Source organism: Rhizobium sp. 25PS6, from assembly GCF_032464655.1.
GTDB classification, from domain to species: domain Bacteria; phylum Pseudomonadota; class Alphaproteobacteria; order Rhizobiales; family Rhizobiaceae; genus Rhizobium; species Rhizobium laguerreae.
In genome coordinates this window covers 1-14,544 of sequence record NZ_JAWDIV010000003.1, presented here as the reverse complement: position 1 = coordinate 14,544, position 14,544 = coordinate 1, and the positions used below count along the sequence as shown (strand labels likewise).

General features: G+C 59.5%; 15 protein-coding genes and 2 tRNA genes. 7 read left to right on the top strand and 10 right to left on the bottom strand.

Annotation, left to right across the window (positions count from 1 at the left end; genetic code table 11):
- Positions 1 to 24 precede the first annotated feature (24 nt).
- Complete coding sequence (locus RWK44_RS04685; protein ID WP_131663879.1) at positions 25 to 1,242, bottom strand: deoxyguanosinetriphosphate triphosphohydrolase; 1,218 nt, start codon at positions 1,240 to 1,242, stop codon at positions 25 to 27.
- A gap of 222 nt (positions 1,243 to 1,464) precedes the next feature.
- On the opposite strand from RWK44_RS04685, the gene erpA reads away from it, so the two are divergent.
- On the top strand, positions 1,465 to 1,797 hold the full coding sequence (gene erpA, locus RWK44_RS04680; protein ID WP_017960192.1) for an iron-sulfur cluster insertion protein ErpA: 333 nt from the start codon (positions 1,465 to 1,467) through the stop codon (positions 1,795 to 1,797).
- Between the two features lie 122 nt (positions 1,798 to 1,919).
- Complete coding sequence (gene xth / locus RWK44_RS04675; protein ID WP_131663878.1) at positions 1,920 to 2,711, top strand: exodeoxyribonuclease III; 792 nt, start codon at positions 1,920 to 1,922, stop codon at positions 2,709 to 2,711.
- 11 nt (positions 2,712 to 2,722) lie between these two features.
- On the opposite strand, the gene exoR is transcribed toward xth, so the two are convergent.
- From exoR to RWK44_RS04645, 6 genes are all read right to left on the bottom strand, one after another.
- Complete coding sequence (gene exoR, locus RWK44_RS04670) at positions 2,723 to 3,520, bottom strand: exopolysaccharide production regulator ExoR (protein ID WP_131663877.1); 798 nt, start codon at positions 3,518 to 3,520, stop codon at positions 2,723 to 2,725.
- A 19-nt stretch (positions 3,521 to 3,539) separates the two neighbouring features.
- Positions 3,540 to 4,010: a hypothetical protein gene (locus RWK44_RS04665; protein WP_221998906.1), complete on the bottom strand. Its 471-nt coding sequence runs from the start codon at positions 4,008 to 4,010 to the stop codon at positions 3,540 to 3,542.
- A gap of 227 nt (positions 4,011 to 4,237) precedes the next feature.
- Positions 4,238 to 5,512, bottom strand: coding sequence for an OmpP1/FadL family transporter (locus RWK44_RS04660; RefSeq protein ID WP_316028436.1), 1,275 nt, complete (start codon positions 5,510 to 5,512; stop codon positions 4,238 to 4,240).
- Between the two features lie 397 nt (positions 5,513 to 5,909).
- Positions 5,910 to 8,753, bottom strand: a complete 2,844-nt coding sequence (locus tag RWK44_RS04655) for a valine--tRNA ligase (protein WP_316028435.1) — start codon at positions 8,751 to 8,753, stop codon at positions 5,910 to 5,912.
- Between the two features lie 115 nt (positions 8,754 to 8,868).
- Complete coding sequence (locus RWK44_RS04650; RefSeq protein ID WP_316028434.1) at positions 8,869 to 9,738, bottom strand: PopZ family protein; 870 nt, start codon at positions 9,736 to 9,738, stop codon at positions 8,869 to 8,871.
- A 334-nt stretch (positions 9,739 to 10,072) separates the two neighbouring features.
- Positions 10,073 to 10,738 (bottom strand): protein-L-isoaspartate O-methyltransferase family protein, encoded by a 666-nt coding sequence (locus tag RWK44_RS04645; RefSeq protein ID WP_316028433.1) that lies wholly within the window; start codon positions 10,736 to 10,738, stop codon positions 10,073 to 10,075.
- Positions 10,739 to 11,234: 496 nt separating this feature from the next.
- On the opposite strand from RWK44_RS04645, the gene RWK44_RS04640 reads away from it, so the two are divergent.
- From RWK44_RS04640 to RWK44_RS04630, 3 genes are all read left to right on the top strand, one after another.
- The gene (locus RWK44_RS04640) at positions 11,235 to 11,405 is read left to right on the top strand and encodes a hypothetical protein (RefSeq protein ID WP_316028577.1); all 171 of its coding nucleotides are present in this window, start codon (positions 11,235 to 11,237) and stop codon (positions 11,403 to 11,405) included.
- Between the two features lie 100 nt (positions 11,406 to 11,505).
- A complete protein-coding gene (locus RWK44_RS04635; RefSeq protein ID WP_316028432.1) occupies positions 11,506 to 11,832 on the top strand; it encodes a hypothetical protein in 327 nt (108 codons plus the stop codon).
- Between the two features lie 312 nt (positions 11,833 to 12,144).
- Entirely contained in the window at positions 12,145 to 12,906 is a 762-nt protein-coding gene (locus RWK44_RS04630) for a hypothetical protein (RefSeq protein WP_316028431.1), read from the top strand.
- A gap of 8 nt (positions 12,907 to 12,914) precedes the next feature.
- Here the strand turns inward: RWK44_RS04630 and RWK44_RS04625 are convergent.
- A tRNA-Cys gene (locus RWK44_RS04625) sits at positions 12,915 to 12,988 on the bottom strand.
- Positions 12,989 to 13,250: 262 nt separating this feature from the next.
- Between RWK44_RS04625 and RWK44_RS04620 the strand changes: the two genes are divergently transcribed.
- Positions 13,251 to 13,589 carry a KTSC domain-containing protein gene (locus RWK44_RS04620; protein WP_316028430.1) on the top strand — a complete coding sequence of 113 codons (339 nt, stop codon included), beginning with the start codon at positions 13,251 to 13,253 and terminating at the stop codon, positions 13,587 to 13,589.
- Here the strand turns inward: RWK44_RS04620 and RWK44_RS04615 are convergent.
- Together RWK44_RS04615 and RWK44_RS04610 are read right to left on the bottom strand one after the other, a co-directional pair.
- Complete coding sequence (locus RWK44_RS04615; RefSeq protein WP_316028429.1) at positions 13,586 to 13,927, bottom strand: hypothetical protein; 342 nt, start codon at positions 13,925 to 13,927, stop codon at positions 13,586 to 13,588. The genes RWK44_RS04620 and RWK44_RS04615 overlap by 4 nt on opposite strands.
- Before the next feature lie 98 nt (positions 13,928 to 14,025).
- On the bottom strand, positions 14,026 to 14,343 hold the full coding sequence (locus tag RWK44_RS04610; RefSeq protein WP_316028428.1) for a hypothetical protein: 318 nt from the start codon (positions 14,341 to 14,343) through the stop codon (positions 14,026 to 14,028).
- A gap of 117 nt (positions 14,344 to 14,460) precedes the next feature.
- On the opposite strand from RWK44_RS04610, the gene RWK44_RS04605 reads away from it, so the two are divergent.
- Positions 14,461 to 14,535 (top strand) — tRNA-Asn (locus RWK44_RS04605).
- Positions 14,536 to 14,544: the final 9 nt, after the last annotated feature.

Sequence of the window (14,544 nt, the reverse complement as noted above, 5' to 3'; positions counted from 1 at the left end):
GCCCTCAGCGTGGGCGACCGCTGCCTATCGCAAATCCGGAGTGTGGTCAAACAACCGCCTGTGGGCGCTGATGGCATAGGTGTCGGTCATGCCGGCGAGATAATCGCCGACATGGCGGGCCTTCGGCGCATCGGACAGGCCGGCGATATGATCGACCCAGTAATGGCTCTGCATCTCCTTGGGATTGGCCATGTAGGCGTCAAAGAGATCGGTGACGATCTGGGCTGCACCGGCACGGATGCGCATGATATCGGGATTGCGGTAGATGCGTTTGAAGAGCATGGCCTTGATCTGCTTGTCGGTCTCGGCCATCCCCTTGGAAAAGGTGGCGATAACCTGGTCGGCAGCGCGGATGTCGGCCGCATTCTCGGGGCGGAGGAGCGACAGGCGCTGCTGTGCGACGCCAATCACGTCTTCGACCATGCGGGTAATCTGGCGGCGCATGATCTCATGGGTGAAACGGCTCGGCTCCAGATGCGGATATCGCGCCCTCACCTCGGCCATCAGCCCGGCAAGAAACGGGATTTCCTCCAGCATGTCGAAAGTCAGGTAGCCGGAGCGCAGGCCGTCGTCGATATCGTGGGTATTATAGGCGATGTCGTCGGCAATCGCCGCGACCTGGGCCTCGAGGCTGGCATAGGTTGCAAGCTCGAGATCGTGCAGCTCGCAATAATCAAGGATCGGCTGCGGAACGGGACCGCGGGTACCGACACCATCAGCCGTCAGAAGTGGGCCATTGTGCTTGACGAGACCTTCGAGGCTTTCCCAGGTCAGGTTGATGCCGTCAAATTCGGCATAACGCCTCTCCAGTTTGGTCACGATGCGCAGCGATTGGGCATTGTGATCGAAGCCGCCATAGGGCAGCAGCACCTCGTGCAGCGCGTCCTCGCCGGTATGACCGAACGGCGTATGGCCGAAATCGTGCACGAGCGCCACGCCTTCGGCCAAATCCTCGTCGAGCTTCAGGGCGCGGGCAAGTGCGCGGGCGATCTGGGCCACCTCGATCGTATGCGTCAGCCGGGTGCGGTAATGATCGCCGTCCTGGGCGATAAAGACCTGGGTCTTGTGCTTCAGCCGGCGGAAGGCGGTGGTGTGGACGATGCGGTCGCGGTCGCGCTGGAAATCGGAGCGCGTCGGGCTTCCATCCTCCTGATAGAGCCGCCCGCGCGTCGTCCAGGGGTCGGCCGCATAGACCGCCCTCTCACTGCTGCCGAAACCCAAAGCACGCGTATCGATCTTCATTCTTCACCGTCATCCCGCATGTTGCCGCATCTGCCCATTGACGCCGCCTAACGCTCTTCATACCTATAGCCCGATGAAACGGCAAAGAGGCGCTTTCTTAATCGCTTCGGCGCATCATCGCCTTTTCGCGAATATCATGGTAAGTTTCTTTGATATCAGGCATTTGAACATTCAAGTGCCAAAACCCATTCTCTCCGGATCTTGACCCCGGCAGGAGGAAACATGACGGATACGAGTGTAACCCTTTCAGATGCGGCGGCAAAGCGTATCGCTGCGATCGTCGGCGCCGAAGCCGGCAAGAGCGCCTTGCGCGTTTCCGTCGAAGGCGGCGGCTGTTCGGGCTTTTCCTACAAATTCGATCTTGCCGACAGCGCCGCCGACGACGACATCATCGTCGAAAAGAACGATGCCAAGGTACTGATCGACAGCCTTTCGCTGGTTTATATGGCGGGCTCGGAGATCGACTTCGTCGACAATCTGCTTGGCCAATCCTTCCAGATCAAGAACCCGAACGCGGTGGCAAGCTGCGGCTGCGGCACCAGTTTCTCGATCTGAGCGTCTAAACGCACATACGTCCCATCAAACCGGCCGAAGAATTGCTTCCGGCCGGTTTATCGTCTTGTCCGGGGATGAAAGACCGCGATAAAAGAAGCGCACGCAGCGAACAGGGCGAAGAGATGAAGATCGCGACTTGGAACATTAACGGCGTCAAGGCGCGCATCGACAATCTCACGCAATGGCTGAAGGATTCCGATCCGGATATCGTCTGCCTGCAGGAGATCAAGACGGTCGACGAGGGTTTTCCGCGGCTGGAGATCGAGGCGCTCGGCTATCACGTCGAGACGCACGGCCAGAAGGGCTTCAACGGCGTCGCGATCCTCTCCAAGGGTTCACCTTTCGAAGTGAACCGCGGCCTGCCCGGCGATCCCCTGGACGAACAGGCGCGTTTCCTCGAAGCGGCGTTCACACTGTCCGACACGCGCATCCTACGCGTCTGCTGCATCTACCTGCCGAACGGCAATCCCGTCGAAACGGAGAAATATCCCTACAAGCTCGCCTGGATGGAGCGCCTGCGGACGTTTGCCGCCGAACGGCTGGCCTATGAGGAGATGCTGGTCCTTGCCGGCGATTACAACGTCATCCCGGAACCGCACGACTGCTTCGATCCCAAGGTCTGGGAAAACGATGCGCTATTTCTGCCGCAGACACGGGAAGCGTTCCGCAGGCTCGAAAATCTCGGCCTGACGGATGCGGTGCGCGCCACGACGGATGCGACGCAGTTCTATTCCTTCTGGGATTATCAGGCCGGTGCCTGGCCGAAGAACAACGGCATCCGCATCGACCATCTGCTGCTGTCGCCGGAAGCTGCCGACCGGATGACGTCGGCTGCGATTGAAAAACATGTGCGGGCCTGGGAAAAGCCGTCCGACCACGTACCCGTCATCGCCTATTTCGATTTCGCGGCCTGAGGCCTTCTACCTCAATCGTCCGAACCGCTCGCGATCGTGTGCGACAGCGATACCGCTGTGCGGCGGTCGGACTCGTTTGCAACCGAGAAGGCCTGCTCCTGCAGCGCTTCCATCCAGCCGCAGTCCTTGGGCTTGCAGCGGTCGAGTGCTGCCGTCATCAGCGCCAGACCACGGGCCGTCTGGCCCTCATCGAAAAGAATATTGCCGAAGACCGCCATGGCGCCAGGATGGCCGCTCTTGCGGGCCTGGTTCAGCCATTTCTTCGCCTGCTGCGGGCTGGACTTGCCGCCCTCGCCGGCCAGCATCATCTGAGCCAGCTGGAACTGCGCCTCGGGCACGCCAAAGGTGGAGGCCACCTGAAAATAGAGCTGGCGCGCCTGGCTGAGGTCGGTCCTGACCGGACTGCCGGCGATGCCGTGCTTGTAATAGTTGGCGAGGGAGAGCAGCGCGTTGACGAAGAAGCCGGTATCTTCCGAGCCGGGTTCGACGCCCTGCTGGGCGATCTCGCTGTAGATCTTGAAGGCTTCGAAATCGTCCTGCGTGACACCGTCGCCATCGGCATACATGTTGGCGAGCGCCCAGCGCGAGCCGGTGTGTCCCTTTTCGGCGGCGTATTTATAGGCTTCGACCGCCTCTTCCTTCTGGCCGTTCTTATAGGCCTTGAAGCCGAACTTGAAGAGATCGAAGGGTCCGGATTCCTTGCTGACGCCACCTTTGATGTCGAATGCGCGGCACGGACCGGACAGCGCCAGCGCTATAGACATGCCCACCAGCATGAATTTGAACAGTTTGAACTCGGACGTCACCATTTCAACCGATTTCTTTCGCTCATCCCAGGCAGCCGGCAACGGCGCTCATGCCGTGCATCCCGCGGATGTATTTCTTCGAGGCGAGCGATCCCGCGGCGAGCTCCATGGCTCCTTTACCCGCGTCGCATTCAGCCCACTGGCCTTTTCTCAAAGGCGATATTCTCAGCCCATCCTTCAGAACCACCCGGCTCCCGGCATGGCTCGACTGCAATCTCTGTGGCACTCTTCCGGCAGGTGCGGCATCCGCCTTCCCGCCTTTATCGCATTCGTAAACAGTAAATGTGACGAAACCGGTATCGACCTGTCCGGCAAAGCCGGGCTGCTGATCTGAGCGGGTCGAAAATAACCACAATGCATGAATCGACGACCTCATCGCGAGGTCGGATCGGCGGCCGGAACAGCCTTGTTCGGAAAGCGAAACGACCGCAATCAAACGATTGTCGCCAATCGCGCCGTACGACCTGATGTTACCGGAAAAAAATCGACCCATACTACTATTTACACGCACCGTATGCCTGCCATCACCTCGCCCGCAAATATCGCTGCGCCCTCTTTGTGGCGGGAAATGGACAAATTCGCCCTACCGCCACCATACGCCAAACGTCGTAAAAATGTGTTGCTGAATCGTCACAAATTGGAACGTCGATTTTTCTTGCGACGCCCAAAGAGAAGCCCGGCAAACTGCCGGGCTCTAAGACTTCTACTTGGGCTGCAAGATCAGAACTTAACCTTTACGCTGGTGGAAAGAGCCGCCACCAGATCGTCGTCGAAGGAATAAGAGACGTCGTTGCCGTAGGTCCGGCCATTATAGACGTAGGTGCCGGATTCCCCGCCGGTCATGATGCCGAGCGCTCCGGCCAGACGCCACTCGACATTCTCCACCGGCGTATAGGAGACACCCGCGCCGAGCGTCCATGTGTCGGTCTGGGCGCCGTAGCCCTGGCTCGTGCCGCGATCCCAGGTCAAGCTGAGGGCGCCGGCCCATTGTTCGTTGAACTTGTGGCCAACGCCGCCGCTGATCGTCCAACCGTCGCGGTAGAAGAGATCGAGCGACGTGACTTGGTTGTTGGCGGTGCAGGGGACGGTGCCCCTGGTGGCCTTCGCGCAGAAGGCGATCGACTGCAGCACGCTCCAGTTCGTCCACTTGACGGAACCGAAGGCAAGCCAGTCGGGCGCAATGCCGCTCTGCAGCTTGAGCTCGACGGAATCGGGCGCCTCAGCCGAGCCGTAGACCGGCGTCACGACGCCGAGATAGGGATTGCCGGGACTGACGACCGTCGGCACCTCGGTCAGGTCGACCGTGCCGCTGAGGTCGTCGTACTTGACCTTGCTGTTGTAGACTAGGCTGGCGCGGAAGGCATATTCCTCGATTTCGTAGGCGATGCCCGCCCGCCATCCCATGGCCTGATCGGCAAGGTCCAGACGACCGGTGCCGTCATAGACCAACGCGGCCGCCCCTGTGATCGGCGCGACGAGGCGTGTCTTGAAACCATCGACCGTCTGATAGAAGCCGCCGCCGATCAGGCGGAGCTGGCCAGGCCCCATATCGAAACGATAGGAGCAGGTGGCGCCATAGTTGCGGGTGCTGATCTTGGTTTCGATGTTGTCGTTGACGCCCAACCAGTCAGCGCCGGGATTGGTATGTGCGCCGAAGGGTGTCGAAAAATCGCCCATACAGTCGATGGCATCGCCGAAACCGACCTTCACCCCGAGATACGGGATCCAGTAATCCTCCGTATCATCCGCCGTGGTCGAACCGCCGCCGATGCCGTTGGTACCGAGACCATCGGTGGGATCAGTGTCCCTGACGTTCTTCAGCTTGCGCTGCGGCATGACATAGGTCGCGCCGGACTGGACGGCAAACCTCGAATTGTCGAAGAGAAGGTCGATATTGTATCCGCCGCGCTCCAGACCGCCGGCGAAGGACGGCGATGCAAGCGACGAAAAAAGAACGAGCGATGTTATGCCCTTGGAAAACCTACGCGATGCCATTGTGTCTCCCCCACTCCAGCAATTGATGTGGCGACACTCTAGTAAGTGTTCGCCCGATATGGCAACGCGCCCCATGACAGCGCTCCCAGTCGTTGGAATGACCAACTTACGTAAAGAAATTGACGGACACGTCAAAAAACCTGGTTAATAAAATTTTATTCCAGACTTATCGAATTTCAGCTAGTCTTTTGGATTTTCATTCCAACATTGCAGAATCTGTATCAATCCGACAACAGTGGCGGTTTTCGCCCACTGGATGCCCGTTCAACCACAATCCACAGGCTCCGCGCCTGGAACCAGCCGTTTTCAGGGCCGAATCGCATGCGCCCAGAACGACAAAAAGACGCGCCGGCAGAGGCGCGTCTTTGAAATAACTTACCAAATGGGCCGGTGAAATTTACCCGGCTTCGCTCACCCTGGAAAGAGCGATCCTCAAGCTCGCAATCTGACCTTTCAATTCCTCGAGACGATCGCGCTCGGCATCGACGACTTCGGGATTGGCGTTGGCGACGAACTTCTCGTTGGAGAGCTTTCCGTCGATGCGGGAGATCTCGCTCTCCATCTTGGCAATCGCTTTTTCCAGACGAGCCTTTTCGGCGGAAAGGTCGATCAGATTGCCGAGCGGCAGGCAGATGGTGGCCTCGGCGATGACGATCTGAGCGGCACCCTTGGGCGCATCGTCAGCCAGCGATATCGCCTCGACGCGCGCAAGGCGCTTGATGGCGGCGTCGTGGCGGAACAGCCGTTCACGTGTCAGGTTGTTGGCCTTGACGACGACAAGCGGGGCTGTCGCCGATGGCGGCACATTCATTTCGGCGCGCACCGAGCGGATGCCGGAAACGAGGTCGATCAGCCAGTTGATTTCGTCGGCGGCCCCGTCATCGGCATAGGACGGCGCCGGCCATTCGGCGTGGCAGACCAATGTGTCGCGCTCTTTGCCTTCGCCTGCGGTATGGGCCCAAAGCTCTTCGGTCATGAAGGGCATGAAGGGATGCAGCAGCTTGTAGATCTCTTCGAGAATATAGGCGCTGCAGGCCTGGGCTTCCGCCTTGGCGCCCTCGTCCTCACCATTGAAGACCGGCTTCAACAGTTCGAGATACCAGTCGCAGACCTCGTTCCAGACGAAGCGGTAGAGCGCGCCGGCGGCATCGTTGAAGCGGAAGGCTTCGAGTGCTTCCGTAACGTCACGTTCCGTACGGGCAAGTTCCGTCAGGATCCAGCGATTGATGGTGAGCTCGGCGGCTTCGGGCACGAAATGCGGGTCGCTTTTTGCGCCGTTCATTTCGGCGAAGCGCGTGGCGTTCCAGAGCTTGGTGCCGAAATTGCGGTAGCCGGCGATGCGGGCCGGATCGAGCTTCACGTCGCGGCCCTGCGCCGCCATGATCGCCAGGGTAAACCGCAGCGCGTCGGCACCGTATTCGTCGATCAGTTCGAGGGGATCGATGACGTTGCCCTTCGATTTCGACATCTTCTGCCCATTCTTGTCGCGCACCAGCGCGTGGACATAGACGGTCTGGAAGGGCTCGACGGGTTCGCCGTCCTCATCCTTCATGAAGTGCAGGCCCATCATCATCATGCGGGCAACCCAGAAGAAGATGATATCGAAGCCGGTGACGAGAACGTTGGTCGGGTAATAACGCGCCAGTTCGGGCGTCTCGTCCGGCCAGCCGAGCGTCGAGAAAGGCCAGAGTGCTGAGGAGAACCACGTGTCGAGCACGTCCTCGTCACGCGTCAGGATCTCGCCCGGCTTGAAGTTTTCAAGCAGGTCCTCGACATAGGCCTTCATCGGCCCCTCGTGCGAAAGGTAATGCTGGATCGCCGCCTGCAGCGCCTCTTCCTCGGTCTTTTCGACGAAGACCTGGCCGTCCGGGCCGTACCAGGCGGGGATCTGGTGACCCCACCAGAGCTGACGGGAGACACACCAGGGCTGGATGTTTTCCATCCATTCGTAATAGGTCTTGTCCCAGCTCTTCGGCACCATCCTGGTGCGACCTTCGCGGACCGATGCGATCGCCGGTTCGGCGAGCGTTTTTGCATCGACATACCATTGTTCGGTCAGCCGCGGTTCGATCGGCACGCCGCCGCGGTCGCCGTGCGGGACCATGTGCTTGTGCGGCTCGATCTTGTCGACGAGGCCTGCCTCTTCGAAAATCTCGACGATGACCTTGCGCGCATAGAAGCGGTCCTGCCCTTCCAGGCGGTCCCAGGCGCCGTGCAGCGCCGCCGGATTGTCGAGACCTTCAAGAAAGTCCTCATTGTCCTTGATGGTGATCGTGCCGTCGCCGTTCATGATATTGATGACGCGAAGACCTGCGCGCTTGCCGACGTCGAAGTCGTTGAAATCGTGCGCGGGCGTTATCTTCACCGCGCCCGTGCCGGCAGCCGGATCGGCATAATCGTCAGCAACGATCGGAATTCTGCGGCCAACGATCGGCAGAATGACATGCTTGCCGACAATGCCCTGATAGCGTTCGTCCTTCGGATTGACGGCAACACCGGTATCGCCCAGCATGGTCTCCGGTCGTGTCGTTGCGACGACAACATAATCGCGCGTCTCGAATTCGGTCGGCTTGCCTTCCTCATCGAATGCAATCGGGTATTGGTAGGTTACGCCCTTTTCCAGCGGATAGCGCAGGTGCCAGAGATTACCCTTGACCTCGTGCTGCTCGACTTCGATATCGGAAATCGCCGTTAGCAGCTTCGGATCCCAATTGACCAGGCGCTTGTCCTTGTAGATCAGGCCTTCCCTGTAAAGGGTGACGAAAACCTCGAGAACCGCCTTCGACAGGCCTTCGTCCATGGTGAACCGCTCACGCGACCAGTCGCATGACGCACCCAGGCGCTTCAGCTGGTTGAAGATCAGGCCGCCCGATTCCGCCTTCCACTCCCAAATCTTGTCGATGAAGGCTTCGCGGCCCATGTCGCGGCGGCCCGGCAGCTGCTGTTCCATCAGCTTGCGCTCGACGACCATCTGCGTGGCGATGCCGGCGTGGTCCATGCCCGGCTGCCAGAGCACGTCCTTGCCGCGCATGCGCTCGAAGCGCACCAGGATGTCCTGCAGCGTGTTGTTCAGCGCGTGGCCCATGTGCAGCGAACCCGTGACATTCGGCGGCGGGATCACGATGGTGAAGGTCTCGGCTCCGGGCCTGGCGTTCGCGCCGGCGCGGAAAGCGTCCGCCTCATCCCATATCGCGGCGATTTTCGGTTCGACGGCAGCGGAATCATAGGTCTTGTCGAGCATTTTCTGACCAATTTCGAGGTTCGAGGGTGGCGTTTGTAAATAGGATGGTCACGGCCAAGTCAATAAAAAAGCCGCCCCGGAGACCGGAGCGGCTTTTCAGGAAAAAGCAATCCGATCAGCGGCGCGGGCCGCGCGCCACGCGCTCGATTTCCTCGCGCACCAATCGCTCGACCAGTGTCGGCAGATTATCATCGAGCCACTCACGCAGCATCGGGCGCAGCATGTCCTCCGCGATCTCGTCCAGCGAGCGGCGCTCGGCACCGTCGATCGCAGCAGCGAGCTCCTCGAAGGAGCGGCTGATCTGCAGGCCGGCATCCTCCGAAAGCAGCGTCGGCTGGACCTCGTCTATAACGCTCGGCAGGAAACGCTCGGTCGACGACTGAGCAGGTTCCATGGCCGGCAGCGCTGTTTCGACGGCAGGCGCAGGCTCGGCGACCGCAACCCTTTGCGTTTCCGTAAACCCCGGCTCGGCCGGCTGCTGGATCGCAACATGCGGAATGGGCGCTGTGGCATCCGGGAAAACAGGCTGTGCCGGCTGCGGCTGCGGTGCCGCGGCGCGCGGCGGTTCCGGCGTCACAGCCGGCTGCGGTTCGGGCTGACGGAAGCCGCTCGGAATTTCGCGCAGGGCCTGACCGGCCTGCACGGCGCTGCGCTCGGAGGCGGCTCGCACGCGGGCGGCGACATCGGCAAGCGACAGAGCGCGGGCCGGAACGTCTGCTTCGGGGGCGGTGCCGGCCGAATTGGCGGCGACGAAACGCGGATCGGAGGAGCGCATGACAGGTTCGGGGAATTCCACGCCGGCATAGGTATCGTCGACCGTCAGATGAATTTCGGAGCCATTGTCATCCTCGTCGGCGCCGTAGACCGGCGGCAGGGATGCGGAAATCGCCTTGCCGGCGCCGGGCTCATTGCTTTCGATGATCTGGCGGATGGACGCCAGAATTTCTTCCATGGACGGTTCACGCGCTACGCTTGGCTGAGCCATTTCTATCCCCGTTATCCCAAAACAACGACCGGATGGTGTGGAGCGTTCATCCGAATCACCACGACCTTAGAATACCCCAGACGTGAAAAAAATCATCGCGAATCAAATGAATGCGGCCATGCACAGTTTTGTTACCTGATGTTTGCCAGCCGCAAAGCCTGTCGCGATTTTGCGGCGGAACATCCCATAAAACCGAGGTTGAAGCGCATAACATCCGTCCGATCCGCCGTGGCGGCGTCAGGGTAGATGATGTTTGTGAAGGCTTTCCAGCGGCGTTGACAAAAAAACGGGCGCCGATGACGCCCGTCGCTGAATGTCATCGACAAGAACGATGTCAGAAAACGAATTCGCGCGCCTTGGCGAAACCCGGCAGCGGCTTGACCGAGGCGTTGAAGAAGACGTTTTCCGAAATGGCGCCGCGCTCGGCGACGAAGACCTTGGCACGGGCGGCATTGCCGTAACCTTCAACGGTGATCAGACGGCCACCATCGCGCAATTGACCGAGAAGGGCAGCTGGAACCTCTTCGACTGCGCCGTTGATGAAGATCAGATCATAGGGAGCGCCGGCAGCGTAACCCTGTTCCAGCGGGCCGGTCACCACCTCGACCTTGGCGTAGCCGGCAAGCTGCGCCTTCGCTTCAGTGGCCAGCGTTTCGTCGCATTCGAGCGCGATGACGGAGCCGGCAATGATCGACAAGAGCGCCGAGGTATAACCCGTACCGCAGCCAACCTCGAGCACGAAGTCGTCTTTGGTGATCGCTGCCAACTGCAGCAGCTTGGCAAGCGGCGACGCTTCCATCAGGAAGCGGGCAGGCTTTCCCGGAGCGACTGCGGAGATCTCGACGTCATTGTCGATATAAGCCAGCAGCTTCGCCTTCTCCGGCACGAAAGCCTCACGCGGCACCGTGAGAAACGCCGTCAGCACGGAATGCGAGGTAACGTCCGTCGTGCGAACCTGGGTATCGACCATCTTTGCGCGCGCTGCTTCGAAATCCATCATGTCCTCTGGCTCTTGAAAAGCGGTTCCTGTCCCCCGTCTCTTAATCCCCGCCACGGATGCTTTCAAGGCTTGGCAGGCGCCGGCGAAAAGAATCCGGCAGGCGCCTCTTCCGCGCTACAGGGGCAGGACGGACGCTGCAACTCCAGCGTGGAATCTTTTACCCCTTCATGTTATGATCTGCAGCGGAGGAAATAGGAGGAGCAGGCCATGTCTGCGATTTTCGAATATTTCACGCTGTTCGATTTCTTCATCGTCGCGGCGCTCATCGGCATATTCTGCTGCGGGCTGCTGGACGGCGAAACGACTTGGAAGCGATAGGGCGCCGAAGCGCACTCGGAGATATCCCCGCATCGCGCCTGCGGCAATGCATGTCGGCGAGCGCAGCTCTGACATGCGTTCTTTTCCTTTGAAATCTAGCCCTCGACAGCCGCACGCGCATTAACGTTACATCAACCATTTTGTTGCGGCGCCCTCACCTTCCGCTATGGGTGTGCGCATGCAAACCTTCCCGATCCAATCGCGCGGCATAGAAGCGCTTCACTACAATGCCGATGCCCACCTGCTGCTGATCCCTGCCACACCCCAGAGGAATGCAAAGCTCGCCAAGATGCCGTCCGAAGGCAGCACCGTCCCCGCCGGTGCGCATCATCTCTCAAGCCCCTGTTGAATAACCGCGCAGTTGGTAACCATGTCACAAAAGTCCAGAAATAGTGCTTGTGCAAATTACTCGCGTGAGCTGTAGCTAATTACTTGGGTGGGGAGAATCAATGAACATAATTAATCACGCAGGCATGTCCTCTGCGGCTGCCATAGCGTCACTGGACGAAGATGTTATTCAGCTTCTGTATATGACAGCGAAGGAAGTCGATCTCTGCTGTCTCATGACTGATGGGGAATGGGAAGATTACGACAAAACGGTTGTAAATCGCGCATGCGATCTTGGCCTCATCACCATTCATAGTCCTGGTGGCGGATGGAGTTACGTCACCGGCTGGCGGCTCACAAGGCTCGGCAAAGAAACAATAGGAATCCCGGTCAAGCTTGGCATCCTATCGCGGCTTCTCGCAGTCTTCACCCGCTATTCGACCTCATAAACCGCCGCATTGTCCTGCCTTCGCCGAGGCCTTTATAAGACGAATGCCGCAGCTTCGGCGTCAGTGCAAATACAGTTGAGTCATGGTCGCGAAGATCTGCCCTGTGTCGAGAAGAACAAGAGCCGTCACGTCACGGTGCGCTATTCTGCCGCCTTCCCGAGGACATCGAAAGCGAAGGATTCTCCAAAGCCTCCTGGAAGGCCCGCAACGCCGCCCTGCCGGCCGTCGACATGGCGACGCAAGACGCGAGGCGGCTTGAGCCCGTGAAACCGAAAGACAACCGCCTGTTTGGCGATATGCCCCTCGCCCACGATGACCACACTCAAGGTCCTGCGCGATAGCAAGAGGGAAACGCCCTTCGCGGCCGACGAACGCCTGAAGGTGCTGCGGCAGTCGTTCGACACCAGGAAGGACGGCAAGGCGATCGTTCCGAACGTCGCCCGCCTCGTCGAGCCCTTCGCCGTCCATACAGATGGCCAGGCGACGGCGACGCCCGAGGAGCTGGCCGAAGTTCATCGAACACCATGGAATGCGCTCCAGGCAGTCCTGTGTGTCGCTATCATGATGTTCACCGGCTTCCGAGTGTCCGATGTCTCGCGGCTCGGCCCACAGCATCGCCGCAGGGACATGTTCAAGCTTCGCCTGTTCAAGAACTGCAACCGCATCGAGATCGCCATCCACCCCATCCTCGAGGCGGTGCTCGCCATGCACAAGGTGACGGACCTCACCTACATCGCCACCGAATTCGGCAAGCCGTTCTTGGCGACCGACGTTGCCCACAACGAGGCGACCGACGGCATGATCGAGGCGATGTTCGCTTGGCGCGATGGAAAGACCTCAAAATTTTATACGAAAATGCCGATCGCGCCCGCCTGGCCGGCAGACGGTCGCACGAATCAACTGGGATGGCGTCGGTACGAAACTGCCGGCGCTGACCGACGAAAGCGACGTGGCGAACGGATAAATCGGGAACACACTGCCACACCTGGCTTTTGGCGTGGCGGAACGGTTCAAGTTCGAACTGCCACACCTCGGAAATTACCGAGGTTTTGCAAATACTTATCGATGCGGTGAAAAGATGTTGGAGGCCTCGCCCGGAATTGAACCGGGGTACAAGGATTTGCAGTCCTCTGCGTCACCACTCCGCCACGAGGCCTCACGCGCTCGTTATCTGAGCCGTGGCGAGCGTTTAGAATGATCGTAAGGAAATCGCAAGAGGGCATTTCGGAAAAACGCCATTCCGCTGCTGCCGAGAAGGCCATTTTTCCATCCCGGAACGGCGCGGGCGCAGGCTGGAATTTCCATGGCCGCAACGATGCCCCATTTCCCGGCAATGATGGCATTTGAAACAAATTCTTAACTTGACTTCGATCCTCGTCCGGGCCTCAATTATGCCCGGGAGGGTATAGGAGCTTGCGATGGATTGGGCTGCCCTCAAATCGAAGCGCGTGCGTGCCGCATATGATGCCGAAACCCGGGATCTTTATGTAAAATTTCCCGGTTCTGCGCCGGTGAAACATGCGGATGTTCCGCCGCACGTCTACCAGAACCTGCTGGAAACGGATGATCCGCATTTCTACTACAAATATTATATAGCGCCGTGTCGCGTATCACAGACGCACAGACAACCTGTCTCCGTTGCGTCCTACGCAGTCAAGCTCGTGCTCCTCCTTGCCGCCTGCAGCCTGTTGATGGCGACCGGACTCGATCCGGACCGTGGTGGCACTTTCGAGGAAAGCGAACTCAGGTCCAACTAGACGCGAATGTGGATGAGCTGCGCGCCCAGCCCAATCTCAGGGCCTGCGACAAGGCGGCTGGTTCCCGCGTCGAAATTGTCGCTCCTGTTCTGAGAACGGTAGCGACGATTGTCCCGCTCGCGGTCGTTCCTGTCGTCGCGCTCATTCCGGCCGTTGAAATTGCGATAGTTGCGCGGCCCGTTGTAGCTGCCGCCTTGACCGTGGTCGACCACGCAGCCTTCGGGACGGCGACAGATGCCGCGAGCGTCGAAACCGCGGCTGTCGATGGCTTGGGCCTCGGCGGAAATGCCTGAGAGAAGCGCCGCTGCCGACAGGACGACAACAAAGGATACCTTCATTTCCTCACCTGGACCATTGTGACGCAATTTTTTGCGTTTTACATTCCATAAACCACGAATGCGAAAAGCGATCCACGGTTCCGCGCCCTCCTTGCCGATCAGTCAGCCGGTTTCCGCCGCCTGTGCCACCAGACCGCAAGCCGCCGCCGAAGCCGGCGCGCGAACGGCAAATCGTGCGAGAGCACGAGGAAACCGAGCGGCAGCATCCAGAAACCCAGGATGGGCAGGAAACCCAACACGCCGCAGAAAATGAGGGCCATGCCGAGCGCCATCCGCGCGATGCGCGAGCGCGGCATGCCGATGCTGAAAGAGCCGAGCACAAGCCTGCCGTTTGCATGATCGATGCCGAAGCGCACTGCCCGTGGCTTGCGCTTCTCGCCGCTTCTCGTCTCCTCACGATCATTCACATTTGTCATTCCCCAGAGATGGGCGCAGGCATCCCAAATACAAGTTCATTTCATTTTTTTGAAAAAACCGCTTGGCAAATCGGGAAAGCGTTTGTATTAGCCCACTCACACCGCGCCAAGCAGTGATCCCTGGTAGCTCAGCGGTAGAGCATTCGACTGTTAATCGACAGGTCGCCGGTTCGAATCCGGCCCGGGGAGCCATTTTCAAGT